This window comes from Flavobacterium sp., from assembly GCF_029242675.1.
Classification (GTDB): Bacteria; Bacteroidota; Bacteroidia; order Flavobacteriales; family Flavobacteriaceae; genus Flavobacterium.
Genome location: NZ_JAQWTM010000017.1, coordinates 1 through 2,088 on the forward strand (window position 1 = coordinate 1; position 2,088 = coordinate 2,088).

A 2,088-nucleotide genomic window follows, 5' to 3' on the forward strand; every position below is an offset into this window, starting at 1 on the left:
GTAAAGCTAATTTTCGATTTTTTAAAACAAAGACAATGGGATGTAACTTTTGTACAGTTAATGCAACTTATAGTTAGCTGCACTTTTTTTAATGAAAGTAATTTAGTGCTACTTAATTTTTGTTAATTTGCTATATAAACATTTCTACTTATGAAAAAATTTCGCTTTAAGGCTATTTATCAAATGGCTTTATTATTGGGAGTAACTTCCCTTTGGGCGCAACAAACACCGGCTACCACAGCAGTTGCTCCCGTTTCTAATTACAATTATCATGACGCTTTTGCTCCTTTTTTCTACACTAAAAATGGAACATCAACACGATCTGCAAGTGGACAGCCTGGAGCTGAATATTGGCAAAACAGAGCTGATTATGTTCTTACAGCCAAATTAAACGAGGCAAAGAATGAGATTGTAGGTACTGATGTTATTACCTATACGAACAACAGTCCAGATCAAATGAATTTTGTTTGGATGAATCTTGACCAAAATTTATTCAAAGACGATTCCCGCGGTAACGCCGTTGTACCAATGACAGGAAGCCGTAATGGTGCTAGAGGAGAAGTTTTTGACGGAGGTCACAAAATTAAATCGGTAAAAATTGTATCGACTTATAAAGGGAAAGTTTCCGAAACTGACGCTAAATACGTCATTACTGATACAAGAATGCAAGTTTTTTTACCTGAGGTTTTGAAAGCTAAAGGGGGATCTGTTAAAATTAAAATAGATTTCTCTTATATTTCTCCAAAAGAAGGTTCGGATAGAACAGGAGTTTTAGATACAAAAAACGGTAAGATTTTTACAATCGCACAGTGGTACCCGCGCATGTGTGTGTATGATGATGTACGTGGATGGAATACGAATCCTTACTTAGGAGCTTCAGAATTTTATTTAGAGTACGGAGATTTTGATGTTAATATTACAGCGCCTGCTAATCATATCGTGGTATGTTCAGGAGAATTAGTTAATCCAACAGCGGTATATTCAGCAACAGAACAAACAAGATTAGCACAAGCTAAACTAAGTGATAAAACAGTTCTTATTCGTACTGCTGACGAAGTAGCTGCTCTCGCAAAAACAACTGCTGCAGCTACAAAAACTTGGCATTATAAGTTGAAGAATGCAAGAGATTTGTCTTGGGCTTCTTCGGCTGCCTTTATTCTAGATGGTGCGAAAATTAATTTGCCTAGCGGAAAAAAATCATTAGCGTTGTCAGCCTATCCTGTAGAAAGTGATGGTAATGATGCTTGGGGTAGATCTTCAGAATACACGAAATATTCTATCGAAAATTATTCTAAAAGATGGTTTGAATACTCGTATCCAGTTGCAACTAACGTAGCAGGTAACGAGGGAGGAATGGAATATCCTGGAATTGTTTTTTGTGGATGGGAATCTAAAGGAGAGGATTTATGGGGAGTTACTGATCATGAATTTGGTCACAACTGGTTTCCTATGATTGTAGGATCTAATGAGCGTTTATTTGCATGGATGGACGAAGGTTTCAATACTTTTATCAACTCATTAAGTTCAAATGATTTTAACAATGGTGAGTACAAGCAAGGTCCAGCTGATTTACATAGAATGGCCGAAGTGTATACGAATCCTAAGCTAGAGACAATAATGAGCTCTCCTGATAATATGAAGGAAGCTAATATTGGACTTTTGTGCTACTCTAAACCAAGTGCAGGTTTGATTATTTTACGGGAACAAGTATTAGGAGCAGAGCGATTTGATTATGCGTTCCGTACCTATGTTGAACGTTGGGCTTTTAAACACCCAACTCCAGATGATTTCTTTAGAACTATGGAGAATGTGGCTGGTGAAGATTTGAGTTGGTTTTGGAGAGGTTGGTTTGAATACAACTGGCGTTTTGACCAAGGAATTAATTCAATCAAATATGTAAAAAATGATTCTAAGCAAGGTGTAGTTATTACAATTGAGAATTTCGAAAAAATGCCTATGCCAGTTGTTTTAGATATTAAATTAAAAAGTGGTGGTGTCGAAAGAGTGAAATTACCTGTTGAAGTTTGGCAAAAAAATAAGTCTTGGACTTTCAAACATAATTCTACTGAAGAAATAGAAAGTATTACA

Annotated in this window: 1 protein-coding gene; it reads left to right on the forward strand. The window is 36.1% G+C overall.

Translation table 11 applies throughout. The features are described from left to right. Positions 1-150 precede the first annotated feature (150 nt). Positions 151-2,088: M1 family metallopeptidase (locus P8M54_RS00585; protein WP_300283813.1), on the forward strand; the 1,938-nt coding region annotated here is incomplete at its 3' end.